The sequence below is a fragment of the Bacillus sp. 7705b genome (genome assembly GCF_002289525.1).
Classification (GTDB): Bacteria; Bacillota; Bacilli; order Bacillales; family Bacillaceae; genus Bacillus; species Bacillus halotolerans.
The window spans coordinates 20,751-46,816 of record NZ_NSDH01000019.1 but is presented as its reverse complement, the minus strand read 5'-3'; the positions used below and the strand labels follow the sequence as shown (position 1 = coordinate 46,816).

The following is a 26,066-nucleotide window of genomic DNA, read 5'->3' as shown; positions in this document are numbered from 1 at the left end:
TTACCCCTCGTTACGCGTTTTTCATAATAATGGTTTCAAGATTATTGGCAACACTTTGGCACGAATCGGCAATTTCTTCAAGTGTTTCGTAAATTTCACGATATTGAATGACTTTAATTGGATCTGTTTCATTTCCGAAAAGATTCTTTAATGATTTTCTGTGCAGGTTGTCACAGCTGTGCTCATACTCTTTAATTTTGATCGCGTGAGGCTGAATATCCTTTAAGCGGTTTTCTGCCAGCAGCTCAATTGTAATCAAAATTTCTTTCGCGCATTCTCTGATGTATCCGCTGAATTTATCGATATGCTCGTCTGATGAAGTAATTGAGAAAATCTCCATCATGGCAGAGAAATGTTCGATTCCGTCAAGCACATCATCCAGGCTGTTTGTCAGCTGAAGGATATCCTCGCGCTCAATAGGAGTGATGAATGCTTTGTTAAGCTCTTTGATCATGACATGAACATGATTGTCACCTTTTGTTTCATATTCCTTTAACGTATCTGCAAACTCTTTAAGCGTCGTTTGGTTAGTGACCTTAAAATTCAAAAAATATTCTGCAGTTTCGTCTATGTTCTTTGCAATTTCTGTTAAAAGGAGTGAGAACTTATCTTTTTTTCTTCTTATCATTAAAAACCCTCCATAGTTTGAATGAACAATGCACACATCAAATTATTATATAGCCTTTTGTCGAAAAAAAACAGGAAAAGTCGAAAAAAACGCGGCTTGACTTTTTCGATAAAACGTGTCTCCTTATTTTGGCCTACTTCACCTCAAAAAAACGAACCAAGTTTGCAAAATCTTTCTGGTTAACGTAAAAAGTATATCAAAAGTTGTGTTTTTTTTGTCAACATTTATATTCTGATTCACCAAAAAACGGTTCCCTAAACAAGGGAACCGTTTTTTTAGCTGGCTTTTCGTTTTTGCATCCAATAATACACAGGGAGTCCGGCCAGGCCGATGAGAATTGATAATCCGCAGCTTAATGTGTCTGTAATGAGTGTGCTTCCCAATACAAAGAATGAACCTGCGATCGCCAATATCGGCATGAACGGGTAAAGCGGAACACTGTAAGCACGTGTTTTTCCCTTTGTTTGTTTGCGAAGAATAAATACTGCAAAAAAGGCCATCACATAAAAAATATAGATCATAAAAATAGAGATTTCAGAAAGCTTATCAGGATTACTGATGAGCATCAGGATGATCGCCACAGCGATTTGGAAAGAAATCGCAATCCACGGTGTGCGGAATGTCGGGTGCACGCGGGACAATTTCTCAGCAAAAGGCAGCTGTTTTCGTTCTGCCATCGCAAAGGTCACACGCGGGAAAGAAAGAACCTTTCCGTTTAAACAGCCGAAGATGCTGACAATAATTCCGATACTGACCAGCTTTCCGCCGATTGAACCGAACAGCATGCTGGCAGCAGTGCTTGTCGCATTTTCTCCAAGTGTCACAATTTCGTTTGCGGACAGGATGTGAAGCAGCGCAAAATTAATGAAGATATAAATGGCTGTTACGATTAACAGTCCGCCAGTCATTGCGCGAGGCAGAAGCTTTTCAGGATTTTTCATTTCTCCGCCGAGAGCTGCAAGCAGGATCCATCCGTCATAAGCAAACAATGTGGCCAAAATGGCTGCACCGAAATTCATATCAGAAATGCTTTCGTTTACGGCTGTAAAGATATGCTGATCGCCTTTCCAAAGGCCGAAAATAATGATACAAGCAATCGGAATCAGCTTTCCGACCGTAGTCAGCGTTTGAACAAAACCGCCGTATTTTGTACCGATAATATTAATTACACATAAAAAGATAACTGCTATAATACTGATTACCTTTGATAGTCCTGAACCCCAGCCGAAAAGATTCGCCATTAAGGATCCAAAATATAAACCGAGTGCCCCGATAATCGCCGGGCCGTAAATAATGATCTGCACCCAGCCGCATAAAAATCCCCAAAACTCGCCGTATACTTCTTCAAGATACGTATAAAGTCCGCCTGTTTTCGGAATCTGCGTACCGATTTCTGCAATCGTCAGTCCGCCTGCCAGCGTTAATATACCGCCCAACAGCCACGCAAATAGCGCAGTTTTTGAGTCTCCTGAATAAGCGAGCACAGCACCGGGCTTCATAAAAACGCCGGAACCGATAATGGTTCCAATAACAAGAGTAAGGGCAAACAAGAGGCCTATCTCTTTTTTTAAACCGTTTTCTTCAGTATGCATGTCCTTAACCTCCTATGATGAAGCTTCGTGATGAAGAATCTATTTTTCATATTGTAAACCCTATTTTAGAAAAGTGAAATAAAATAAATTTTCTGATTTTCGATATTTGCTTTATTTCCATTCGTAAAATCTGTGAAATCGTCTATTTACTATCTATTGAAACGAATAAAATTGAGGGAAATCTTATCTAAAGTTCGTGTTTTGCGAAAGGCGTTCAAGCGGAGAATGAGCACATTAAATGGCTGACAGCGGGACTTAGCAGGATGCCGGACCCAGATGAAGCTGATATGTTGACTTTCGTATGTGAATAAAATACCTTGTAATTAGGAAAATAAATATACATCTTTAATATAATATCTCGAAATCGAGATAAATTGACCTGGAGGGACAGCATATGAAAGTCAACGGCATTCACCACGTGTCCGCATTAACAGCTGACGCGCAAAAAAACTTAGATTTCTATAGTAAAGTATTAGGATTAAAACTCGTCAAAAAATCCGTAAACCAAGATGAACCAACGATGTACCATCTATTCTACGGAGATGAAGTGGCAAATCCGGGAACGGAACTGACGTTTTTTGAGATTCCCCGCATTGCGCCGTTTCATGCGGGAACAAACAGTATTTCTTCTATTGGATTACGTGTTCCAAGCACAGAAGCGCTGCATTACTGGAAAGAACGTTTTGAAGAGCATCAGGTGGCGCATAGCGGCATCGCCCAAAGAGCCGGACGTGACATATTGGCGTTCGAAGATCATGAAGGACAGCGCCTTGTGCTGACTGCTGATGAGAAAGGCAAAGGTTATGGTCTGCCTGTTAAACAAAGCGGCATTCCGGAAGAATTTTCATTTCGCGGGTTAGGGCCTGTTGAATTGACAGTGCCGTACGCTGAACCAACATTACATGTATTAACCAATATTCTTGGGTTTACAGAGGTCAGCCGAGAGCCGGTTGAAGGACAGGGAACAGCGGTCATTTTAGAATCAGGAGAAGGCGGTGCGGCCACAGAAATCCATTTAATTGAAAGAAATGATCTTCCGCGCGAACGTCAAGGAAAAGGAAGTGTCCATCATGTCGCATTTCGCGTGAGAGACGAAGAAGAGCTTGCCGGATGGCACCGCATCATCAGCCGGGAAGGCTTTAGCAACTCAGGCATCGTTGAGCGCTACTATTTCAAGGCGCTGTATTTCAGAGAACCGAACGGCATTCTGTTTGAATTATCTACAGACGGTCCGGGCTTTATGGTTGATGAAGAAATTGATGAGCTTGGCCAAACCATCGCTCTTCCGCCATATCTTGAGCATAGAAGAGAGGAAATCGAAGCAAGACTGAAGCCGATTCAATAACGATATATTGTGATTCTTTGCCTTCCGGCGTCACCGGAAGGCTATTTTTGTTCAAAAACGGCTTACATATGGATGATTAGGTACAAAATATCAGATTTAGATCAGGATAAAGACCCGAAAACTTTTGCTTTTATGGACTGATGGTATGAATTGGTTTTGGCAAAAATATTGCCTTTGTTTATTAATAGTTTTTTCATATTTGCTTGTTACACTATTTCAAAGTTAGACGAAAAGGAGTGAGACACACGTGGAAAAGAAAAAACGCGAGCTGGACATCTTCCTGATTCTCATTTTGCTCGCATCTGCATTTTTAAATATCTATAACATCTGGAATGATGATACGGTGAATCCTTATTACACCGCTGCAGTCACAAGTATGATGCAAAGCTTTCATAATTTTTTCTATGCCTCATTCGACGCGGCGGGGTTTATAACGGTTGATAAACCCCCTATTACGTTCCAAATACAAACCATCAGCGCACTTATATTCGGTATGCACGGCTGGAGCGTCATCCTGCCTCAGGCACTTGCTGGTGTAGGTTCTGTCCTTTTAATGTATCTGTTAATAAAACCGACATTCGGTAAGACGGCAGCAAGAATTGCCTCTTTCATCATGGCATGTACACCGATTGCGGTGGCTGTGGCCCGGACAAACAATGTTGATGCATTACTGGTATTTTTCTTATTGCTGGCTACATGGCTTCTCTTTAAAGCTATCAGAAAAGGAAAGCTGATCTGGCTGCTAGCAGCATTTTTCGTAGTTGGCGCAGGTTTCAACACAAAAATGCTTCAAGCTTATATGATTTTACCGGCTTTTTTATTGTTCTACCTGATTGCAGCAAATGTCACAATCAAGAAAAAAATCATTTCATTAGGAAGCGCATTAGTCGTGTTAGCGGCAGTTTCGTTATCATGGCCGCTCATCGTTGACAATATCCCTGCCAGCAAACGCCCTTATGTCGGAAGCAGCCAGACCAACTCTGTTTTGGAATTGGCTTTCGGATACAACGGAATTCAGCGGCTGACAGGGCAAAATTTCGGCGGCGGTCAGGGCGGGTCAAGCGGAGACACAGCAAAAGAAATGCCTTCTGCGGAGAACAGTTCATCTGACGCTCAAGCACCGCCTAATCAGTCATCAAGCAGCAGCTCATCAAACGATGACAAATCTGCAAATGGCAATATGACGGCACCGCCATCCAATGGGGAAATGCCAAGCGGCGGTCAAGGAGGCCCTCCAAACGGCGGAGGAGATGGCGGACAAGGCGGACCTGGCGGCGACGGAGGTAAGGGCGGTTCAGGCGGATCGAAAATGCAATCAGGTACAGGAATGTTCGGAACGGGAACACCTGGCCCGCTTCGGCTCTTCCAACAAGAACTATCTGATCAAATCAGCTGGCTGCTGCCATTTGCGGTTTTTGGAATGGCAGGCTTGCTGATTGCAGGCGCGAGAGAAAGAAGAAGATTATCTGTTGAGCAGAAGGAGACGGTGTTCTGGGTTGCATGGCTTGTGCCGATTGCCGGATTCTTCAGCGTAGCAGAATTTTTCCATCATTATTATCTCATTATGCTGGCGTCGCCGATTGCTGCACTTGTCGGAGCTGGATGGGTTGCGCTCGTTCAGTTATACCGAAACCATACAGGCTGGAAGTCTTGGCTTTTGCCGGCGGCGATGATTGCCACAACAGGATTTGAATTGTTTATTCTGAGAAACTACAACGATCAAATCGGTGTTGGATGGAGTATCGGCGTAGGGGTTATCGGTGCGTTATCTGCCATTGCTCTTTTGATTTTTAAACAGCGCCAAAAACCGCTCACATATTATATATCACTTGCAGGTCTTCTCGTATTGCTTGTGATGCCGATTTATTGGGCAAGCACACCTCTCCTGTACGGAGGAAACAGCTCTCTTCCTGAAACAGGGCCGCAGCTCGCTTCAAGCAGCGGAAAAGGCATGGGAATGAACGAGTCGAGTGTAAATGAAAAATTAATTGAGTATTTAGAAGAAAACAACTCCGGAGCGGAATATTTATTCGCCACAACTGATTCAAACACAGCGGCTCCGTATATTATCAAAACGAAAAAGGCCGTCATGACGATCGGCGGATTCAGCGGTTCTGACCCGGCCATCACGCTGACTCAATTTAAAAAGCTCGTAAAAGAAGGAAAAGTGAAATACTTCTTGGCTTCAGGAATGGGGAAAGGCGGAAACAATGAAATTGTCGAATGGGTTCAAGAAAACGGCAAGAAAGTTTCTTCTGATAAATGGCAGTCAAGCGCTGATCAGCAGACATCATCTGATCAGACTGATTCATCAGGTACGGCAAGCGAGAGCAACGCTTCAGGCCAAACCGGCAAAATGGGCGGCGGGCCTGGCGGAATGAACCAGTCAGCTGCATTATACGAACTACATGCTGATGAATAGGAGGAAAAACATGAGCAGACATATTCAATATTCAATTGTGATACCTGTGTATAATGAAGAGCTTGTCATTCATGAAACCTATCAGCGCTTAAAAGAGGTCATGGATCAAACGAAGGAAAACTATGAGCTGCTATTTGTCAATGACGGCAGCAAAGATCGCAGTATTGAGATTTTAAGAGAACACAGTCTGATTGATCCGAGAGTGAAAATCATTGATTTTTCCAGGAATTTTGGGCACCAGATCGCGATTACAGCGGGAATGGATTATGCACAGGGGAATGCAATCGCCGTCATTGACGCCGATCTGCAGGACCCTCCTGAGTTAATTTTAGACATGATTGAAAAGTGGAAGGAAGGCTATGAGGTCGTATACGCCGTCCGGACAAAACGAAAAGGGGAAACCTTTTTCAAAAAACAGACAGCGGCCATGTTTTACCGGCTTCTCAGCAGCATGACAGATATTGATATCCCGATTGATACCGGGGATTTCCGTCTCATGGACAGAAAAGTCTGTGATGAAATGAAAAAATTAAAGGAAAAAAATCCTTTTGTCCGAGGACTCGTCAGCTGGGTAGGCTTCAAACAAACAGCAGTTGAGTATGTACGTGATGAAAGGCTTGCCGGAGAAACGAAATACCCGCTTAAGAAAATGCTGAAGCTTTCAATGGACGGCATTACGACATTTTCACATAAACCGCTGAAACTGGCAAGCTATGTCGGGGTCTTAATGTCAGGCGCAGGATTTCTGTATATGTTTATCGTACTGTATTTGAAGCTGTTCACCGACAGCACCATTACCGGCTGGTCATCGCTTATCGTCATCCAGCTCCTGTTCAGCGGCATCGTACTTCTGATACTGGGCATGATTGGTGAATATATCGGCAGAATCTATGATGAAGCCAAAGACCGGCCGCTTTACATCGTACAGAAATCGTACGGGATTGAAAATAAAAGACTCTATAGAGACCAGCATATGTCCTAACCTGAAACCCCTGCCCATTACGGACAGGGGTTTTTTATGTGCTGTATGGTGATCAAAGTAAAAGATGCTGATAGGGAAGGAAGAAGAGACTGTGAACTTGCACTGCGGTTCACCGCGAGCTGAAATCAGCTGTTAGATTGAGGGTTTTTTAAGAAACGCATAATCACAGCAGTGCCTGTTATGTTTAATAGAATACTGGTCCCCAGTGTAACTCCCCATGCCAATGTTGATTCAGGAAGGAGAAAGCTCAGCATCAGAAAAGCCAATCCTGCGCAAATTATGCTCAATCCTACGGTTTTCATGTCATTCCTCCTTTTTAAACAATGCTTCAAGCATCTGATTAGAATGATGTCAGCCTGTATCATATACGGGTGTCTCGGCAGAAAGTTTCATAGAGCAGATAGGTCTTTTGTCTAATAAAAAGCCTCAGACCGCTTTTGCGGCCTGAGGCGCTTTTCTTAAGAAGGTGTTTCTTCTTTTTGATCGAGTTTGATTTTTTTCGTCATTTCTTTGCCGTTTCTGAGGATTTTCACTTCGACGGTGTCGCCGATGTTTGCGTCTTTATATAGGATATTTCGCAATTCGCTGCCTGTATTGATTTCTTTGCCCTTAAGGCCGATGATAATATCCTCTGCTTTTAATCCAGCCTTTTCAGCAGGAGAGCCGGAAGCGACCTCGCGGATATATACGCCCTTATTCAGCTGGCTGCCGAACAGGCCGAGTGTGCCTTCCTGGTAGTTTTGCGGCACCTGTTCCAAATCGAGCATGCTGACACCGATATACGGACGTTCAATTTGCCCTTTAGACAGCAATTCTTCAGCTATCGGTTTTACATCATTGCTTGGAATGGCAAATCCGATGCCCTCAACATCATCTTCACTGATTTTCATACTGTTAATGCCGACAATTTTACCGTCTGTATTTAACAATGGACCGCCGCTGTTACCCGGGTTAATCGCGGCATCAGTTTGAATCACGTTAATGCTTGTTTGACCGGCTGAGGTTGACATTGAAACTGTTCTATCCACGCCGCTTACAATTCCTTGTGTTACTGTGCGAGACAGGTCTTTTCCGAGCGGATCTCCAATCGCAATGACGGTTTCGCCTGTTCTGAGATCTGATGAATCACCGAAGTTTGCTACCTTTGTTACGTGGTCATCACTGATTTGAAGAACAGCTAAATCTGTTAAAGAGTCACTGCCTACGAGCTTAGCTGTCACATCAGTGCCGTCGTATAAAGACACCTTGAGTGAAGTTGCGCCTTCTACAACGTGGTTATTCGTAATGACATAAGCCTTGCCGTTCTCTTTTTTGAAAATGACACCCGATCCTGAGCCGCTTTCTGTATCTTCACTTGAATCAGAGCTGGAACCGGAAGAGCCAAACAAAGAGCTGTTTGACTGAGCCTGAAGGTTTGTGATGCCGACAATCGCCGGTGAAAGATCTTCCACCATATCTGAGATTTTAGAAGAATCCTCACTCTTAAATGCAGATGAGCTTGTCGAGCTTTTGCTTGATTCAGAGGATGTGCTTTTAGCTGTAACAGATTGAGTTTGCTGCTGGCTGGACGTCTGTTTCGCTGCGTCCTGAGAATCGTGGTCGCCAAGCGGTGTGAACGTATAGATGCCAAGGGCGAGACTTCCGCCGATGACTCCGCCAAGCAGCGGCCTGAACCATCCGAATCCGCGTTTTTTCTTCTCTTGATCATGAATCACATTGCGGGCTGAGTAAGACGGGTTTTGATCATTCTCTTTCGTTAAAAAAACCTCATTCTCTTGTCCTTCTGTTCTATTTTCGTCACGATAGTTATCCATCATGTTCACTCCGTTTCTCTCTATTTTCAACTCATTACATTTTGATTATGGCAGTTTTATGACTTGATTTTATCATAAACAAAAACTGTGGGATAAAAATGAAAACATTATGGGAAATTGTGAAAAAGTGCGAAAAACGGTACACTTTATAAGGAATATTGTACATGAAAGGGCTGAAACGATGGAGTCAATCGGATTGATCGGGTATGGCAGCATGGCGGATATGATCGCCAGACAGCTGTTGAAGCATAAACAAGTAGAGGAAAATGAGCTGTTTGTTGAGACAAGAACTAAGGGAGAGAGGCTTCAGGCTTTGCTCGCTGATTATCCAGACGTTTCGGCAAAACCGCTTGAGATATGGGCGGAAAAGTGCGCCTTGATCTTTATATGTGTCCCGCCGCTCCATGTCATTGAAACAGTACGCCGGCTTCACCCGTATGTGAACCGGAATACTCATATTGTATCCATTGCGGCTGGTGTGCCTCTGCGGCTTTTAGAGGCTGAAACGGCAGCTGGAATATCACGGTTGATTCCGGCCATTACATCTGAAGCGGAAGCCGGCATCTCACTGGTTGTTCACAGTGAAGCACTGGCGGCACAGAAGAAAGAACGTTTGTATGAATTGTTATCGGCTTTCAGCAGTGTGCGAGAAATAAAAGAATCAAATTTGGATGCAGCCAGTAATCTGACGAGCTCTGCTCCGGGCTTCATCGCCGCAGTGTTTGAAGAATTAGCGCTGTCGGCTGTGAGAAACAGCGGCCTGACAAAAGAAGAAGCCTTTGATTTCCTGATACACTCACTGTATGGGACAGGCAAGCTGCTGATCGAAAAGAAGATGTCCTTTGAGGAGACGCTGAACCGTGTTGCAACGAAAGGCGGAATTACAGGGGAGGGAGCGGCGGTGATACGTGCCTCTGTGCCGCATGTTTTTGATCAAGTATTTGAAAAAACACTCGAAAAATATGAGCAGCTGACAGAACAGGCAGCAAAAGAAACATGAATCCTTGAAAGAGGATTCTTTTTTATCTCTGAACGTTAGTGATTTTTCCCAGCTATATTGCATTTTTCCTCTTTTTTTAATATAATCTGTTAGAATATTCATAATTTAGTAAAAAAGGAGGAGCGTTATGAAACTGTACATGTCAGTAGATATGGAGGGTATTTCAGGTCTTCCGGATGATACCTTTGTTGATTCCGGCAAGCGTAATTATGAATGCGGACGGCTGATCATGACCGAAGAAGCAAACTACTGTATTACCGAAGCGTTTAACAGCGGGTGTACGGAGGTGCTGGTGAATGACAGCCATTCGAAAATGAATAATCTGATGATTGAAAAGCTTCATCCGGAGGCGGATTTGATTTCCGGCGATGTTAAACCATTTTCAATGGTGCAGGGGCTAGATGATACATTCACGGGCGCGTTGTTTCTCGGTTATCACGCGAGAGCCTCAACTCCCGGTGTCATGTCCCATAGCATGATTTTCGGTGTCCGTCATTTTTACATAAATGATCAGCCTGTCGGTGAGCTTGGATTAAATGCTTACGTTGCCGGTTATTACGATGTCCCGGTATTAATGGTAGCCGGTGATGACCGGGCGGCCAAAGAAGCTGAAGAGCTCATCCCGAATGTCACGACAGCTGCTGTTAAACAAACGATTTCAAGGTCTGCAGTCAAATGTCTGTCGCCTGTGAAAGCCGGCCGGCTGCTGACAGAAAAAACCGCATATGCCTTGCAGAACAAAGATAAAGTTAAACCGCTTACACCGCCTGACAGGCCTGTATTAAGCATTGAATTTGCCAATTACGGCCAAGCTGAGTGGGCTCATCTAATGCCGGGTACAGAAATCAAACCGGGAACCACAACCGTTCAATTTCAGGCGAAGGATATGCTTGAAGCCTATCAGGCTATGCTTGTCATGACTGAACTGGCAATGCGAACATCATTCTGCTAAAGGGGTGTTAAGGCTTTGGCAAGATATATAATGAAGCGTTTTTGGGCAATGGCAGCTACGATTTTGGTCATTACCACCCTGACTTTCGTTCTGATGAAGGTCATTCCCGGATCTCCTTTTAATGAGGAGAGGGGCACAAATGAAGCGGTTCAAAGAAATCTCGAAGCCTACTATCACTTAGACGATCCTCTCATTATCCAATACATCATCTATCTAAAATCCATCATTACATTCGATTTTGGCCCTTCTATTAAAAAACCGTCAGACAGCGTAAATGATATGCTGGAACGCGGATTTCCCGTTTCCTTTGAACTTGGGATGGCAGCGATTGTCATTGCTGTGATCTCAGGGCTGATACTTGGCGTAACTGCCGCGCTGCGCCGCAACGGCTTTTTGGACTACGCTGCGATGAGCCTCGCGGTACTCGGCATTTCCATCCCGAATTTCATTATGGCGACGTTGCTTATTCAGCAGTTTGCCGTCAATTTTAAACTATTTCCCGCCGCTACGTGGACGAGCCCGATCCATATGGTGCTTCCGACCGCAGCGCTTGCAGTTGGACCGATGGCGATTATCGCCAGGCTGACAAGATCAAGCATGGTCGAAGTCCTGACACAGGATTATATCCGCACAGCGAAAGCAAAAGGGCTGTCTCCGCTCAAAATTATCGTAAAACACGCACTCAGAAACGCGCTCATGCCCGTCATTACCGTACTGGGAACTCTCGTTGCCAGCATTTTAACAGGAAGTTTTGTTATTGAAAAAATCTTTGCCATTCCCGGAATGGGAAAATATTTTGTCGAAAGCATTAATCAGCGGGACTATCCCGTGATTATGGGAACGACCGTTTTTTACAGCGTCATTTTGATCGTAATGCTGTTTTTGGTCGACTTGGCCTACGGTCTGCTGGACCCGCGCATTAAACTGCATAAGAAAGGGTGAAGCGTATGAATCTCCCTGTACAAACAGATGAACGCCAGCCGCAGCAGCACGCTCAGGTGCCGGACGAATGGTTTGTTTCGAATCAGGAAAAGACCCAAGAGACCGATTCAGTCAAACGGCCGAGTTTATCCTATGCGCAGGATGCCTGGAGAAGGCTGAAAAAAAATAAACTAGCGATGGCCGGGCTTTTTATTCTTTTATTTCTATTTGTGATGGCAGCAATTGGTCCTTTTTTATCTCCTCACAGTGTCGAGCGCCAATCGCTGACAGAACAAAATCTTCCGCCTTCTGCAGATCATTGGTTCGGTACCGATGAGCTTGGCCGGGACATGTTTACACGAACATGGTACGGAGCGAGGATTTCGTTATTTGTCGGAGTGATGGCTGCACTGATTGATTTTTTGATCGGTGTCATTTACGGAGGCATTGCCGGCTATAAAGGCGGCAGAACAGACAGTGTCATGATGCGGATTATTGAAGTGCTGTACGGGCTGCCGTATCTTCTTGTTGTCATTTTGCTGATGGTCTTGATGGGTCCGGGGCTCGGCACCATTATCGTAGCGCTGACTGTTACGGGATGGGTCGGCATGGCGAGAATTGTAAGAGGCCAAGTGCTGCAAATAAAAAATTACGAGTATGTGCTCGCCTCGAAAACCTTTGGTGCGAAAACCTTTCGCATCATTCGCAAAAATTTGCTGCCGAATACAATGGGCGCGATCATCGTACAAATGACTTTAACTGTACCTACCGCCATATTCGCAGAATCATTTTTGAGCTTTCTCGGTCTCGGCATTCAAGCGCCGTTTGCCAGCTGGGGTGTGATGGCGAATGACGGCCTGCCGACCATTTTGTCCGGGCATTGGTGGCGCCTGTTCTTTCCTGCCTTTTTCATCTCGTTAACGATGTACGCGTTTAATGTGCTGGGGGACGGATTGCAGGATGCACTGGACCCTAAGCTAAGGAGGTAGCTGTATGGAGAAAGTTCTGTCAGTCAATGATCTGCACGTTTCTTTTACGACTTACGGCGGGGCGGTTCAGGCGGTCAGAGGCGTGAGCTTCGATTTGTACAAAGGCGAAACCTTTGCCATTGTCGGTGAATCGGGCTGCGGCAAGAGCGTCACCTCTCAAAGCATTATGGGACTACTCCCGCCCTATTCAGCGAAGGTGACAGACGGCAGCATTTTATTTAAAAACAAAGACCTTTGCCGTCTCTCTGACAGAGAAATGAGGAGCATAAGGGGCGCGGACATTTCAATGATTTTTCAAGACCCGATGACGGCGCTAAACCCGACGCTGACTGTCGGCGACCAGCTGGCGGAAGCGCTTCTTCGTCACAAAAGGATGACGAAAAAGGCGGCTGAGAAAGAGGTTCTGTCCATGCTTGCATTGGTCGGCATTCCGGATCCTGAAGCACGCCTGAAGCAGTACCCCCATCAATTCAGCGGCGGCATGAGACAGCGGATTGTCATTGCGATGGCGCTGATCTGCGAGCCTGATATTTTAATAGCGGATGAACCGACAACTGCCCTTGACGTCACCATACAGGCGCAAATACTGGAACTATTTAAAGAGATTCAGCGAAAAACAAAGGTTTCTGTCATTTTGATCACACACGATTTAGGCGTGGTTGCCCAGGTTGCTGACAGGGTGGCTGTTATGTATGCCGGAAAAATAGCGGAAATTGGCACGAGAAAAGATATATTTTACAAGCCGCAGCACCCTTATACAAAAGGGCTGCTGAATTCTGTCCCGCGGCTGGATCTTGAGGGCGCGGAGCTGATTCCGATTGACGGCACGCCGCCGGATTTATTTTCACCGCCGCCGGGCTGCCCATTTGCCGCCCGCTGTCCGAGCAGAATGATCGTGTGCGACAGGGTATACCCTGATCAAACCGTTCGATCCGGCACGCACGCTGTTCACTGCTGGCTTCAGGATAAACGGGCTGAGCACGCGGTGCTGCCGGGAGCGAAGGATGAATAACGAAAAAGGGGGAAGAGGATGAAGAGAGTGAAGAAGCTATGGGGAATGGGCCTTGCACTGGGACTTTCATTTGCGCTGATGGGATGTACAGCTAATGAGCAGGCTGGAAAAGAAAGCGGAGAAGATAAGGCAAAGACAAGCGGAGAAAAGGTACTGTACTTAAATAATGAAAATGAACCGACCTCGTTTGATCCGCCGATCGGTTTTAATAACGTGTCTTGGCAGCCGTTAAATAACATCATGGAAGGGTTAACGCGCCTCGGCAAAGACAATGAACCGGAGCCGGCGATGGCAGAGAAGTGGTCTGTGTCGAAAGACAAGAAAACGTACACATTTACGATTCGGGAAAATGCGAAATGGACGAACGGAGACCCTGTGACAGCCGGAGATTTTGAATACGCTTGGAAACGGATGCTTGACCCGAAAACAGGAGCTTCTTCCGCGTTTCTCGGCTATTTTATTGAAGGCGGCGAAGCCTATAACAGCGGAAAAGGGAAAAGAGACGATGTGAAGGTGACGGCAAAGGATGATCACACCCTTGAAGTGACGCTTGCCGCACCGCAAAAATATTTCCTGAGCGTGGTGTCAAACCCGGCGTATTTTCCGGTTAACGAAAAAGTCGACAAAGAAAATCCAAAGTGGTTTGCTGAAGCCGATACATTTGTCGGAAACGGCCCGTTTAAACTGTCAGAATGGAAGCATGATGACAGCATCACAATGGAAAAAAGCGATACGTACTGGGATAAAGAAACCGTGAAGCTTGACAAAGTGAAATGGGCAATGGTGAGTGACAGAAATACAGATTACCAAATGTTCCAGTCCGGTGAATTGGACACCGCATACGTACCGGCTGAGCTAAGTGACCAGCTGCTGGATCAAGACAACGTGCACATCGTTGATCAGGCGGGTTTATACTTTTACCGCTTTAATGTCAATATGGAGCCGTTTCAAAATGAAAACATCAGAAAAGCTTTCGCAATGGCTGTTGATCAGAAGGAAATCGTAAAATACGTCACGAAAAACAATGAAAAACCGGCACACGCTTTTGTTTCGCCCGGGTTTACACAGCCTGACGGCAAGGATTTCCGGGAAGCGGGCGGAGACCTGATCACACCAAATGGAAACAAAGCGAAGCAGCTGCTGGAAAAAGGAATGAAGGAAGAGAAGTATGACAAGCTGCCTGCGATCACGCTTACTTACAGTACGAAACCGGAGCATAAAAAGATTGCTGAAGCCATCCAGCAAAAATTGAAAAATACCCTTGGCGTCGATGTGAAACTGGCCAATATGGAGTGGAACGTGTTTTTAGAGGAGCAAAAAGCGCTTAAGTTTCAATTCTCACAAAGCTCATTTCTGCCTGACTATGCGGACCCTATCAGTTTTCTGGAAGCCTTCCAAACAGGAAATTCAATGAACCGCACAGGCTGGACCAACAAAGAATATGATCAGCTGATGAAACAGGCGAAAAATGAAGCGGATGAAAAAACGCGTTTTTCACTCATGCATAAGGCGGAAAAGCTTCTCATCAATGAAGCGCCGATCATTCCGGTTTATTTCTATAATCAGGTCAATCTGCAAAACGAACATGTAAAGGACATCGTCCGGCACCCTGTCGGCTACATCGATTTAAAATGGGCCGATAAAAACTAACGCGGCGATTGAGAAAATACTGCTCTCTTTATGTGAAGGAGCGGTATTTTTTCTCTTATTTTCACGTATACGTAGGGTGCAGAGCAAATGAAGGGAGCTGATCGGAGTTGAATCACAAGCCGAACGCACTGAAAAAAGGCGATACAGTCGGTGTCATCGCACCTGCAAGCCCGCCTGATCCGAAAAAGCTTGAAACGGCGCTTTTGTTTTTAGAGGAGCTCGGTCTTCAGGTAAAGCTGGGCAAGGCGCTGAAAAACCAGCACGGCTATTTAGCGGGACAGGATGATGAGCGGCTGGCTGATCTGCACGAGATGTTCAAAGATCAGGAGGTGAAAGCGGTGCTGTGCGCATGCGGAGGCTTTGGCACGGGACGGATCGCTTCAGGCATTGATTACAGCTTGCTCCGCAAACATCCTAAAATCTTTTGGGGATACAGTGATATTACGTTTTTACATACCGCCATCCATCAAAACACGGGCCTCGTCACTTTTCACGGGCCGATGCTCAGCTCAGATATAGGCCTGGAAGACGTTCATCCCCTGACAAAAGCGTCGTATGAGCAGCTGTTTCAAGAGACAGTATTCACCTATACAGAAAAGCTTTCTCCGCTGACGGTGCTTGTTCCGGGAAAAGCGGAAGGAGAGCTTGTCGGCGGCAATCTTTCCTTGCTGTCATCGACACTCGGCACGCCGTTTGAAATTGATACGAGGGGAAAGCTCCTGTTTATTGAAGACATTGATGAAGAGCCGTATCAAATTGACCGGATGCTGAATCAGCTGAAAATGGCAGGGAAGCTGGCGGACGCAGCCGGTATTCTTGTTTGTGATTTTCATAACTGCATCCCGGTGAAGCGGGAGAAATCTTTGACACTTGAGCAGGTGCTCGAAGACTATATTGTGTCCGCCGGAAGGCCTGCTCTTAGAGGGTTTAAGATCGGCCACTGTTCGCCGAGTATTGCCGTTCCGATCGGTGCGCACGCTGCCATGGATACAGCCGAAAAAACGGTCGTCATTGAGGCGGGCGTTTCTGAAGGGGCGCTTTGAGTATGAAGATCACAAAAATAGACACGAAACGGGTCGCCGTGCCGCTGACAAAGCCGTTTAAAACGGCGCTTCGCACAGTGTATACGGCCGAATCTGTTATCGTCACGATCACTTATGATAATGGCGCAATCGGATGGGGAGAAGCGCCTCCGACAATTGTGATTACCGGAGACAGCATGGACAGTATTGAAAGTGCGATTCACAACGTCTTAAAGCCGGCACTGCTTGGAAGAAGACTGTCCGGCTGCGAGGCCATTCTGCATGACATCCAGCATCTTCTGGAAGGGAATCAAAGCGCAAAAGCAGCTGTAGAAATGGCTGTATACGACGGCTGGGCGCAGATGAGCGGACAGCCGCTTTACCAAATGCTCGGCGGATATCGAAGCACACTTGAAACGGACTACACCGTCAGTGTGAACTCGCCTGAAGAGATGGCGGCGGATGCAGAGAGCTTTCTTAAACAAGGCTTTCAAACACTAAAAATAAAGGTTGGCAGAGATGACATTGAGACAGATATCTCCCGTATTCAAGAAATCAGAAAGCGTGTCGGACCTGGGGTAAAGCTGCGTTTGGATGCCAATCAGGGATGGGTGCCGAAAGAAGCGGTAACGGCCATTCGGAAAATGGAGGATGCCGGCCTGGACATTGAGCTTGTCGAGCAGCCTGTCCATAAGGATGATCTTGCCGGGCTCAAGAAAGTTACGGATGCAACGGACACCCCAATCATGGCTGATGAAAGTGTATTTACTCCGCGACAGGCATTTGAAGTCCTTCAAACCCGCAGCGCCGATCTGATCAATATTAAATTGATGAAGGCAGGAGGAATCAGCGGTGCAGAGAAAATCAATGCCATGGCTGAGATTTGCGGGGTGGAGTGCATGGTCGGCAGCATGATCGAAACAAAGCTTGGCATAACAGCTGCGGCGCATTTCGCGGCAAGCAAAAAAAACATTACCCGCTTTGATTTCGACGCCCCGCTCATGCTGAAAACGGATTTGATCAAGGGCGGGATTATTTACAGCGGCAGCACGATTACGATGCCTGACAAAGCTGGTCTTGGCATTACCGGAGTCGTGCATCAGAAAGGAGGGATAGAGACATGAACCATACTGTTATATCAGCAGTTGCCAACATATGGACAGCACCTGATACTCCTCGTCCATTTGATCACAAAATGCTCGATCCAACCGTGTCGATCAGAGAATGGCTGAAGAGCATGACCTATGATCAGCGGCTTGGGTTATGTACAGATAATGTGATCCAGACGCAGGTTCTCTTTGGTGAGGAGGTGCTGGTCACAGCAGAACAGGATGAATGGGTGTCTGTCGTTGTGCCCGGCCAGTCATCCCGCAAGGATAAACGCGGTTATCCGGGCTGGATGAAAAAGAACCAGCTGAAAAACACAAATCTCCCACAATCGAATCACACCGTGGCGATCAGCAAACCAACAGCTTTTTTGTATGGGGATACCGGAGATAAGGAAATTGAACTGAGCTTCTTAACTGCTCTGCCACTGATTGAAGAAGAGAATGGCTTTTTCAAGGTAGCGACTCCTTTTGGAGATAGGCTCCTGCGACAAACTGATGCGGCGCTTGTTCAGAATAAGAAAGGAACGGCGGAAGACATCATTCAGACAGGGGTAAGTTTTCTCGGGCTTCCTTATTTATGGGGAGGTATAAGCGGGTTTGGATTTGACTGCTCTGGTTTTATGTACAGCGTATTTAAAGCAAATGGATACAGGATTCCCCGTGATGCGGGAGACCAGGCGAAAACAGGGAAGGAAGTGCCGCTTCACGACATCGGTGCAGGTGATCTGCTGTTTTTTGCATATGAGGAAGGAAATGGAGCAATTCATCATGTAGGTCTGTCCATAGGAGACGGAAAAATGCTCCATTCTCCTAAAACAGGGAAATCGATCGAAATTATCACGCTGAAAGATACAGGATATGAAAAAGAGCTTTGTGCGGCACGCCGCTGTTTTTCAGAATGAGGAGGGAGACACATGACACCACTGCTAGAGGTCAGTCAGCTGAAAATGCATTTTGACGCAGGGAAAAAGCGAACAGTCAAAGCAGTCGACGGGGTAACCTTCCAGATTCATGAGGGGGAGACGTTCGGGCTTGTCGGAGAATCCGGCTGCGGGAAATCAACCTTGGGAAGAGTGCTGATGCATCTTTACCATCCCACAGAAGGAAGCGTCAAATACCGCGGAACAAATCTTCACGCCCTCAGTGAGAAAGAGCAGTTTGCCTATAACCGCAAACTGCAGATGATTTTTCAGGACCCTTATGCATCGCTCAATCCGCGGATGACCGTTCGAGAAATCATTCTAGAGCCGATGGAAATTCACAATCTTAACAATACCCATAAAGCGCGGCTTCTCGTTGTGGACGAGCTGCTTGAGGCAGTGGGGCTTCACCCGGATTTCGGCAGCCGTTACCCGCATGAATTCAGCGGCGGTCAAAGGCAGAGAATCGGGATTGCCAGAGCGCTTTCATTGAATCCGGAGTTTATCGTAGCGGACGAACCGATTTCTGCGCTTGATGTGTCGGTTCAGGCGCAAGTGGTCAACCTGCTGAAGCGGCTTCAAAAAGAAAAAGGGCTCACATTTCTGTTTATTGCCCATGATTTATCGATGGTAAAGCATATCAGCGACAGGATCGGCGTTATGTACTTAGGCCACATGATGGAAATTACAGATAGCGGCACATTGTATCGTGAACCGCTGCACCCGTATACGAAGGCGCTGCTGTCCTCGATTCCGATTCCGGACCCCGAATTAGAGGACAAGCGTGAGCGCATCATTTTAAAAGGGGAGCTGCCGAGTCCGGTACATCCGCCGAGCGGCTGTGTGTTTCGGACGCGCTGCCCGGAGGCGATGCCTGAATGCGGGGAATCACGCCCTTTGCTTCAAGAAATCGAAGCCGGCCGTTTCGTTGCCTGCCATTTATATCGAAATGCTGAAACGAAAGAAAAGGTAAGATAAACAAAAAGCTGGCTCCGTTGTTGGGAGCCAGCTTTCATTTATCATTGCTGTAAAAATTTCACGCACACCGGATAAGGGACAGAAACGGTTGAAGGAAGCAGCGTCAGCCGGCCTGTCTCTGTGTCTCTTTCAAACAATACGAGATTGCCCGTTTCTTCATTTGAAGCGACAAGGAAGGTCTCCGTTGGATCCAGCACAAAGTCACGAGGCCAGTTTCCTTCAGTCGATACTCTTTCCACAAATGCCAGCTCGCCTGAATATTGATTTACTTCAAACACAGCGATGCTGTCATGGCCGCGGTTTGCAACGTAAACAAAACGCCCATCCTGAGTGACGTGAATGGCGCTTCCCTGGCTGTTATCTGTGAAATCATCAGGGATGGCAGAGACAACTTGAAGTTCTCTGAATTCGCCGGCTGTCGGATTGTATTCAAGCGCAATCACTTCATTGCTTAATTCTGTCATGACATATGCGTATTTTTCTTTCGGGTGAAAAGCGATATGACGAGGGCCTGCACCGGGAGCGAAGGAATGGCTTCCGGATTCAGTTAATTCACCGTCTTTCAGCTTATAGGTGTACAGCTTATCTGTTCCTAAGTCAACCGCTACGACATAATTATGTTCAGGTGTAAAGCCCGCATAGTGTGTATGCGGCTTTTCCTGTCTTTCATGCGGACCCTTTCCTGTATGGGCGGCTTCTGAAGCGGGAGATTGCAAACCTCCGTCTTGTTGAACCGGAAAAGCGTGCACCTTCCCGCTGTGATAGTTGGCTGTCAATACGAATTGCTGATGATCATCGACGCTCACGTGGCATGGCGATGGGCCATCGATTAACTGATGATTCAGAAATGTTAATTCGCCGCTGTTTTTATCGATTTTATAGGCAGCAATACCGCCTTTACCGTCTGCTTTTTCAATTGAATAAAGAATCGTGTTGTCTTTATTCGGCGTCACATATGTGGGGTTTCCCAGCTTTGCGGCAAGCTTTGGCTCGCTGAGTGTTTTTTTCTCAGTATCCAGCTCGAATGAATAAATGCCTTCACTTCCGCCTTTTGTATATGTTCCGACATATCCTATGTACTTTGTCATGCGATTTCCCCCTTAAAAATGATGTCATCTCTATATTAACGTATCTTAAAGAAATACGCTGTTCAAAACATGAAAAAGGGGAATATTCTTCATTCGCCTCGAATGAGCGGCATCGTACAGCATCTGAAGGAACCGCCTGATTTGATAATTTCTGACAAGTCAATTTCGATGATGTGATAGCCTCTTTTGGATAATTCACGATTCACATGACGATTGCCCGGCAGGCTGATGATGGTTTTTCTGCCGATAGACAGGACGTTGGTGCCAAGTGTAAATTGTTCGTTTTCGGGTACCTCAATGAGATTGTAACGCTCTGCCAGCATATCGACTTCCTGCTGCGGAAGGGCTTCAGGGTAGATTAATGCTTCGCTTTCAGAAATGATATTAAATACGCAGTCCAGATGCAGAAATTTTTCATGGAGCGGAACTGGGATGATGGTATATTCAGGAAGCTCTTCTTGCAGCTGGCCGACCGCTGAGATGTCCGTGCGCTGGCTGATTCCGACATAAACGGTATCGCCATCTATGACGACGTCCCCGCCTTCAATGCTAGTATCCAGCATCCGGGTATATGGAATCCCTTGATTGTGGAAAAATTCTTTTATCACAGCTTCTTCCCCTTGGCGAATGGGCTCAGTCATGCTGGAAAGAAAGGCTTTTTCCCCGATGACAAAACCGATATCCCGGGTAAATACCTGCTCAGGCAGTCCGTGCTGAACAGGCAAAAGGATGACCTCAATGCTGTGTGACCTGAGCTCTTCTACTAAGCGTTTGTGCTGCTCTTTGGCGGTTTTGACCTGAATATTGTCATCTTCAAAATGTTTTTGGGTTTCATTAATAACGTCCTTAATTGTCATATGCTCGGGTTTGCATAAAATAACTTTCTTCAAGGTGTCATATTCTGTTTGGCATACCGTTTTGTGCTGATGTTTTGGAACGGATACATCCATTTGTTTCTCCTCCTGACCGTGTGAAGAATACGTATATTATTCCCTCGTCAGTCAAATCATTAAACATTTAAGAAAGAAAACCTGACAGCCAAATCATTTTAAATTTTAGACAAATGGATGAGAATATTGTTTAATAGGAGAATATGAGTGCATTTACTAATCGATCAGACATCAAAGGGGAGAAAGGTATGGAAGCACAGGAAACAAAATATTGTAAAGAGTCAAAGGTTGTGAAAACCAGCAGGGTATTCCCTCTCGATACGAACAATCATAATACGCTGTTTGGCGGAAAACTGATGAGTTATATCGATGATATTGCCTCTATTTCCGCAGCGCGCCATTGCAGACGTGATACGGTAACGGCTTCGATGGACTCTGTCGATTTTCTGAAACCGATCGGGCAAAGGGAGTCTGTCTGCTTGGAATCATATGTGACTTGGGTCGGCACATCTTCCATGGAGGTGTTTGTGAAAGTCATCAAAGAGCATCTGATGACTGGTGAACGGGAGCTCGCCGCGACATCTTTTTTGACCTTTGTCGCATTAGACTCAAACGGTAAGCCGGTGCCTGTGCCGAGAGTTGTACCGGAAACAGAAGAGGAAATCATGCTGCATAACACAGCGGTTCAGCGTGCCAGTGAACGGAAAAACCGAAAAAAACACAGTCAGGCGCTGGCAAATGCGCTTGGAACAGACAAGCCTTGGTAAACATGAAACCCAAAACATACGTTGTTTTGGGTTTTTTTGTGCTCCCATTATTTCGCTGTCAATGGTGATCATTACAGAGGTTAGTCCGTTTTTGCTAGGGGATTCTATAAAAAAGCAACAATTGTCACGTTAAATTGATAATTTTGTGACAACTTTATTAAAGATTCATTTTAAATATATCTTTTAAAGGAAATATCATGTATTTTAAAGATATATTTTAAATACATCTTTTCGGAAGGGTTGTTAAACGATGTTAGATAACAAAACAATCGAAATCATAAAAAGCACTGTACCAGTATTACAGCAGCACGGAGAATCCATTACAGGACGTTTTTACGACCTCATGTTCCAAGATCATCCTGAGCTTTTAAACATTTTTAATCAAACAAACCAAAAGAAAAAAACACAGCGTACCGCCCTGGCGAATGCCGTTATTGCAGCTGCAGCCAATATTGACCAGCTTGGCAATATCATTCCGGTCGTCAAACAAATCGGCCATAAACACCGCAGTATCGGTATTAAGCCTGAACATTATCCGATTGTCGGCAAATATTTGCTGATTGCGATTAAAGATGTTTTGGGAGATGCAGCGACCCCTGACATTATGCAGGCGTGGGAGAAAGCGTATGGAGTTATAGCTGACGCTTTTATCGGAATTGAAGAAGAAATGTATGAACAAGCGGAACACCAAACTGGCGGATGGAAGGAGTATAAGCCTTTCATCGTTGCGAAAAAAGTGCGTGAAAGCAAAGAAATAACATCCTTCTATTTGAAACCGGAAGACGGCAAGCCGTTACCTGAATTTCAAGCAGGGCAGTATATCAGCATTAAAGTCCGGATTCCTGATTCTGAATATACGCATATCCGTCAATACAGCTTGTCTGATATGCCGGGAAAAGACTATTATCGAATTTCAGTTAAGAAAGACGGTGCTGTGTCTTCTTATTTACACGAAGGGCTGCATGAGGGGGATTCATTAGAAATCAGTGCACCGGCAGGAGATTTTGTTTTAGATTCTTCATCCCGCAAAGATCTCGTTTTGCTTAGTGCCGGAGTTGGCATCACACCGATGATCAGCATGCTGAAAACATCTGTTTCCAAACAGCCTGAGCGGCAGATTCTGTTTATCCATGCCGCGAAAAATAGTGAATACCACGCACTGCGCAATGAAGCAGAAGAGGCAGCAAAGCATTCTTCTGTTAAAACGGCATTTATGTATCGCGAGCCGACAGAAGAAGACCGCGCGGGTGACATTCAATTTCATGAAGGTCAGATTGACCAGCAGTTTCTCAAAAGCCTGATCGCCAATACAGATGCGGAATATTATATTTGCGGTTCACCTTCATTTATCACTCAAATGCATAAGCTTGTATCGGAGCTCGGGTCAGCGCCAGAGTCTATCCATTACGAACTGTTCGGTCCTCAATTAAGTTTGGCACAGTCCATTTCTTAACATACACGCAGCTCTTCTCTTATATGAGAAGGGCTTTTTTTAGGAAAATAGAAGAAGGCGGACGAGCGCCTTCTTCTACATCCGCACAATGACTGATCCGCCTCCGCTTGAGCATACGCGATTTTGCTGCTCTTGAATCGTTCTCAGCAATTCATTGTTCACCTCGATGGCTCTGATCAAATGCTCCATTTTAAGCTCTAAAACGGCCAGCCTGTCAGCTGTATGGTATGGCTGATAGGCTGCGGATTTTGACTGTATGCTTTCATATTGCCAATTGGCACTCTTATGCTGATGTTTCATGCTGTCCCTCCAATAACATGAGTTTCTACTATGTTATGTGCCTGTATTCTGCACGTTCGCCTATTTAGGTGCTGGATGAAGAGGTAAGATATGCATAGCGTTTCAGTTACAGGGAACAATATATTCATTATGACTAGCGGATGGAGGGCAATGATCAGTGTTATGGATGGTATGGGCATTTTTATTCAAGCCTGTTATCGTGTTTTCGATTGCATATATTTTGTTTCGGCTTGCCGGAAAAAAAGCCGTGTCACAAATGAACAATTTTGATTTGCTTTTGACCTTCGCAATCGGAACCATTATCAGTGAGCCAATCCTCACATCCAAGCTGCCAATGTCTATTTATTACGCAGGCGCCTTTTTATTGCTTTATCTTCTGATGAGCAAGCTTGCTCTTTCTAATAAGTGGAGATGGCTGCTGGTGGTCAGTCCGACAGTGTTAATCCGGAACGGGGATATCGATGAGCGTGGACTCAAAAAAGAGAGGCTAACCGTCAATGAGCTGCTCGGAAAACTGAGAGAAAAGGGCTATGCAGATCCGGCTGATATTGATCTTGCCATCATTGAAGAAACGGGGGAAGTAAGCGTGATCCCGACAGAAGAAGCGAGAGCAGTGCAGGTGCGGGATTTGAATATGGAGGCTGAACGGAACTTTATCCCGATACCCCTTATATTGGATGGCGAGATCCTTGATCACAATTTGAAGTACCTTCAAAAAAACCGAAGCTGGCTGTTTGAAAAGCTTGAGGAAAAAGGGCACAGCCCAAAACAGCTGTCTTTGGTCACGCTCGGCACGTTAAATGACCGCGGTGACATCTCACTCGATTTGAATACATCCAACGATGCGCACCATGATCCGTATTTGTACAAGCCTGGGAATAACAATTAAATGTGCTGCCGACATTCTTTCGGCGCTTTTTTTATAGATTAGATTGTGCCTTCTGCAAAGGAAATGTTCCCCCTTACGTCAAAATGTACACATAGGTAAGGAGGGAATGGAACATGAGGGACTTATTCATTAGAAAAGACATGGCGCCGACAGTCAGTCTGCTGTATTCCGCAGTGGAAGAAAACAGCCTCCGTCTGGCATCCATTGTTAGCCGCATGACTCGCAGAGAGCTATATTATAAGGGGTGCTGTCAAACAAAAAACAGCACGGCACAGCTGATGCAGCATATCGCAAATGTTGATATCAGATGGGTGTGGCGCATAAAGGAGAATCGGGTCCCAGAACATATTGAAGACATTTACGGCCCGATGACAGATGAAAGCGGACGATTGCCTGAACCAAAGAATCAGCTGGGTTTAGAAGAACTTTTGACAAGACATCAACATGTCATAAACGAGCTGAAATCGGTATGTAAGACCTTGACGGAGAACGATTTGCATCAGACGCTTTCTTACGAGGGTGACAAGGCAACAGTAAGATGGGGGATATGGCATATGGCGGATCATAATCGCTATCATCAAGCTCATATTGAAGCCCTTAAAAAAGAATGGAAGCAGGATATGATCAAAAATGCGCGCTGAAACGAAGCTTGTGACCGAACGGATTCGTTTGCGCTGTATGGAGGACCGGGATCAAGAATCTTTACTTGAGCTTTTCAGCGACCCTGAAGTGATGAAATATTATTCCGGTTTAAAAGATAAACGGCAAACCCGCGAGTGGATTGCTTGGAACAAAAGAAATGAAAAAGGGTACCGGGTCAGTCTCTGGATCGCCGAAGACATACAGACGGGGGATTTTTTAGGCCAATGCGGGATCGTGCCTCAGCAAACCGAAAATGAAACGGCAATGGAAATCGGCTATATGTTTGCCCGCCGGCACTGGGGAAACGGCTATGCGCAAGAAGCGGCCAAAGCCTGCCTGGACTATGGTTTCAAGGAGCGGCAGTACGGTAAAATTGCGGCTTTGATTGACCCGGATAACAAAGCGTCTTTACGGGTGGCAGAGAAAATCGGCATGCTTTACAGCCGGACGATCAGAAAATGGAATAAACCGATCGCTGTGTATGAAAGAAAATCTTACAATTGAAGACAGCGTCGAGGTGTAGTATCATAAGACCAGATAAAGTTTTCTAGGGTTCCGCATGTTAATTAACATGGACTGGTCCGAGAGAAAACACATATGCGCATCATAACAGCGCATATGCACACGGAGGGAAAAAAGCCCGGGAGAGTCAAGCTCATTATGAGTCGACTGTCCGGGGTTTTTTTGTTTTCGGAGAATTT

Annotated in this window: 25 protein-coding genes, 1 pseudogene and 1 riboswitch; of the genes and pseudogenes, 19 read left to right on the top strand and 7 right to left on the bottom strand. The window is 45.7% G+C overall.

The window, feature by feature from the left end; all coding sequences use genetic code 11:
* Positions 1–10: 10 nt before the first annotated feature.
* Both CJU60_RS08210 and steT read right to left on the bottom strand, forming a co-directional pair.
* Positions 11–628, bottom strand: a complete 618-nt coding sequence (locus CJU60_RS08210) for a DUF47 domain-containing protein (protein ID WP_010333926.1) — start codon at positions 626–628, stop codon at positions 11–13.
* 275 nt (positions 629–903) lie between these two features.
* Entirely contained in the window at positions 904–2,220 is a 1,317-nt protein-coding gene (gene steT, locus CJU60_RS08205; protein ID WP_095713484.1) for a serine/threonine exchanger, read from the bottom strand.
* A 394-nt stretch (positions 2,221–2,614) separates the two neighbouring features.
* Between steT and CJU60_RS08200 the strand changes: the two genes are divergently transcribed.
* The 4 genes and pseudogenes from CJU60_RS08200 to CJU60_RS08190 all read left to right on the top strand — a co-directional run bounded on the left by CJU60_RS08200 (position 2,615) and on the right by CJU60_RS08190 (position 6,969).
* Positions 2,615–3,565: a ring-cleaving dioxygenase gene (locus CJU60_RS08200; protein WP_024121094.1), complete on the top strand. Its 951-nt coding sequence runs from the start codon at positions 2,615–2,617 to the stop codon at positions 3,563–3,565.
* Between the two features lie 141 nt (positions 3,566–3,706).
* A pseudogene (locus CJU60_RS22170) lies at positions 3,707–3,805 on the top strand (hypothetical protein); the annotation flags it as partial.
* A gap of 7 nt (positions 3,806–3,812) precedes the next feature.
* On the top strand, positions 3,813–5,987 hold the full coding sequence (locus CJU60_RS08195; protein ID WP_095713483.1) for a glycosyltransferase family 39 protein: 2,175 nt from the start codon (positions 3,813–3,815) through the stop codon (positions 5,985–5,987).
* Between the two features lie 10 nt (positions 5,988–5,997).
* Positions 5,998–6,969 (top strand): glycosyltransferase family 2 protein, encoded by a 972-nt coding sequence (locus tag CJU60_RS08190; protein ID WP_024121096.1) that lies wholly within the window; start codon positions 5,998–6,000, stop codon positions 6,967–6,969.
* Positions 6,970–7,094: 125 nt separating this feature from the next.
* Here CJU60_RS08190 and CJU60_RS21545 read toward each other — a convergent pair whose 3' ends face one another.
* Positions 7,095–7,271, bottom strand: coding sequence for a hypothetical protein (locus CJU60_RS21545; protein ID WP_176471071.1), 177 nt, complete (start codon positions 7,269–7,271; stop codon positions 7,095–7,097).
* Positions 7,272–7,427: 156 nt separating this feature from the next.
* On the bottom strand, positions 7,428–8,783 hold the full coding sequence (htrA, locus tag CJU60_RS08185) for a serine protease HtrA (RefSeq protein ID WP_024121098.1): 1,356 nt from the start codon (positions 8,781–8,783) through the stop codon (positions 7,428–7,430).
* 181 nt (positions 8,784–8,964) lie between these two features.
* On the opposite strand from htrA, the gene proG reads away from it, so the two are divergent.
* From proG to CJU60_RS08135, 10 genes are all read left to right on the top strand, one after another.
* Positions 8,965–9,783, top strand: coding sequence for a pyrroline-5-carboxylate reductase ProG (gene proG, locus CJU60_RS08180; RefSeq protein WP_024121099.1), 819 nt, complete (start codon positions 8,965–8,967; stop codon positions 9,781–9,783).
* A gap of 127 nt (positions 9,784–9,910) precedes the next feature.
* Positions 9,911–10,735, top strand: coding sequence for a D-aminopeptidase DppA (dppA, locus tag CJU60_RS08175; RefSeq protein ID WP_095713482.1), 825 nt, complete (start codon positions 9,911–9,913; stop codon positions 10,733–10,735).
* 15 nt (positions 10,736–10,750) lie between these two features.
* A complete protein-coding gene (dppB, locus tag CJU60_RS08170; protein ID WP_044156207.1) occupies positions 10,751–11,677 on the top strand; it encodes a dipeptide ABC transporter permease DppB in 927 nt (308 codons plus the stop codon).
* Positions 11,678–11,682: 5 nt separating this feature from the next.
* Positions 11,683–12,645 (top strand): dipeptide ABC transporter permease DppC, encoded by a 963-nt coding sequence (gene dppC / locus CJU60_RS08165; protein ID WP_095713481.1) that lies wholly within the window; start codon positions 11,683–11,685, stop codon positions 12,643–12,645.
* A gap of 4 nt (positions 12,646–12,649) precedes the next feature.
* Entirely contained in the window at positions 12,650–13,657 is a 1,008-nt protein-coding gene (locus CJU60_RS08160) for an ABC transporter ATP-binding protein (RefSeq protein ID WP_095713480.1), read from the top strand.
* Positions 13,658–13,675: 18 nt separating this feature from the next.
* Positions 13,676–15,307 carry a dipeptide ABC transporter substrate-binding protein DppE gene (dppE, locus tag CJU60_RS08155; RefSeq protein WP_095713479.1) on the top strand — a complete coding sequence of 544 codons (1,632 nt, stop codon included), beginning with the start codon at positions 13,676–13,678 and terminating at the stop codon, positions 15,305–15,307.
* A gap of 107 nt (positions 15,308–15,414) precedes the next feature.
* Positions 15,415–16,350, top strand: coding sequence for a S66 peptidase family protein (locus tag CJU60_RS08150; RefSeq protein WP_024121105.1), 936 nt, complete (start codon positions 15,415–15,417; stop codon positions 16,348–16,350).
* Positions 16,351–16,352: 2 nt separating this feature from the next.
* Entirely contained in the window at positions 16,353–17,453 is a 1,101-nt protein-coding gene (gene ykfB, locus CJU60_RS08145; protein WP_095713478.1) for an L-Ala-D/L-Glu epimerase, read from the top strand.
* Positions 17,450–18,340 (top strand): gamma-D-glutamyl-L-lysine dipeptidyl-peptidase, encoded by an 891-nt coding sequence (gene eepC / locus CJU60_RS08140; protein WP_095713477.1) that lies wholly within the window; start codon positions 17,450–17,452, stop codon positions 18,338–18,340. Before ykfB ends, eepC begins: the two co-directional genes overlap by 4 nt.
* A 12-nt stretch (positions 18,341–18,352) precedes the next feature.
* Positions 18,353–19,336 (top strand): ABC transporter ATP-binding protein, encoded by a 984-nt coding sequence (locus tag CJU60_RS08135; protein ID WP_095713476.1) that lies wholly within the window; start codon positions 18,353–18,355, stop codon positions 19,334–19,336.
* 41 nt (positions 19,337–19,377) lie between these two features.
* Here CJU60_RS08135 and pgl read toward each other — a convergent pair whose 3' ends face one another.
* Positions 19,378–20,424: a 6-phosphogluconolactonase gene (gene pgl / locus CJU60_RS08130; protein WP_024121108.1), complete on the bottom strand. Its 1,047-nt coding sequence runs from the start codon at positions 20,422–20,424 to the stop codon at positions 19,378–19,380.
* Between the two features lie 89 nt (positions 20,425–20,513).
* On the bottom strand, positions 20,514–21,374 hold the full coding sequence (locus CJU60_RS08125) for a dimethylarginine dimethylaminohydrolase family protein (RefSeq protein ID WP_095713475.1): 861 nt from the start codon (positions 21,372–21,374) through the stop codon (positions 20,514–20,516).
* Between the two features lie 188 nt (positions 21,375–21,562).
* On the opposite strand from CJU60_RS08125, the gene CJU60_RS08120 reads away from it, so the two are divergent.
* Both CJU60_RS08120 and hmpA read left to right on the top strand, forming a co-directional pair.
* Positions 21,563–22,081 carry an acyl-CoA thioesterase gene (locus CJU60_RS08120; protein ID WP_024121110.1) on the top strand — a complete coding sequence of 173 codons (519 nt, stop codon included), beginning with the start codon at positions 21,563–21,565 and terminating at the stop codon, positions 22,079–22,081.
* Between the two features lie 250 nt (positions 22,082–22,331).
* Complete coding sequence (hmpA, locus tag CJU60_RS08115; RefSeq protein WP_095713474.1) at positions 22,332–23,534, top strand: NO-inducible flavohemoprotein; 1,203 nt, start codon at positions 22,332–22,334, stop codon at positions 23,532–23,534.
* A 75-nt stretch (positions 23,535–23,609) separates the two neighbouring features.
* On the opposite strand, the gene CJU60_RS08110 is transcribed toward hmpA, so the two are convergent.
* A complete protein-coding gene (locus CJU60_RS08110; RefSeq protein WP_095713473.1) occupies positions 23,610–23,834 on the bottom strand; it encodes a hypothetical protein in 225 nt (74 codons plus the stop codon).
* 157 nt (positions 23,835–23,991) lie between these two features.
* Between CJU60_RS08110 and CJU60_RS08105 the strand changes: the two genes are divergently transcribed.
* The 3 genes from CJU60_RS08105 (at position 23,992) to CJU60_RS08095 (ending at position 25,869) form a co-directional block, all read left to right on the top strand.
* On the top strand, positions 23,992–24,723 hold the full coding sequence (locus CJU60_RS08105) for a DUF421 domain-containing protein (RefSeq protein WP_024121113.1): 732 nt from the start codon (positions 23,992–23,994) through the stop codon (positions 24,721–24,723).
* Between the two features lie 113 nt (positions 24,724–24,836).
* Positions 24,837–25,364 (top strand): DinB family protein, encoded by a 528-nt coding sequence (locus CJU60_RS08100; RefSeq protein WP_095713472.1) that lies wholly within the window; start codon positions 24,837–24,839, stop codon positions 25,362–25,364.
* Positions 25,354–25,869, top strand: coding sequence for a GNAT family N-acetyltransferase (locus CJU60_RS08095; protein ID WP_095713471.1), 516 nt, complete (start codon positions 25,354–25,356; stop codon positions 25,867–25,869). The genes CJU60_RS08100 and CJU60_RS08095 overlap by 11 nt, the downstream gene beginning before the upstream one ends.
* Before the next feature lie 32 nt (positions 25,870–25,901).
* Positions 25,902–26,014, top strand: a riboswitch (guanidine-I (ykkC/yxkD leader).
* Positions 26,015–26,066 lie beyond the last annotated feature (52 nt).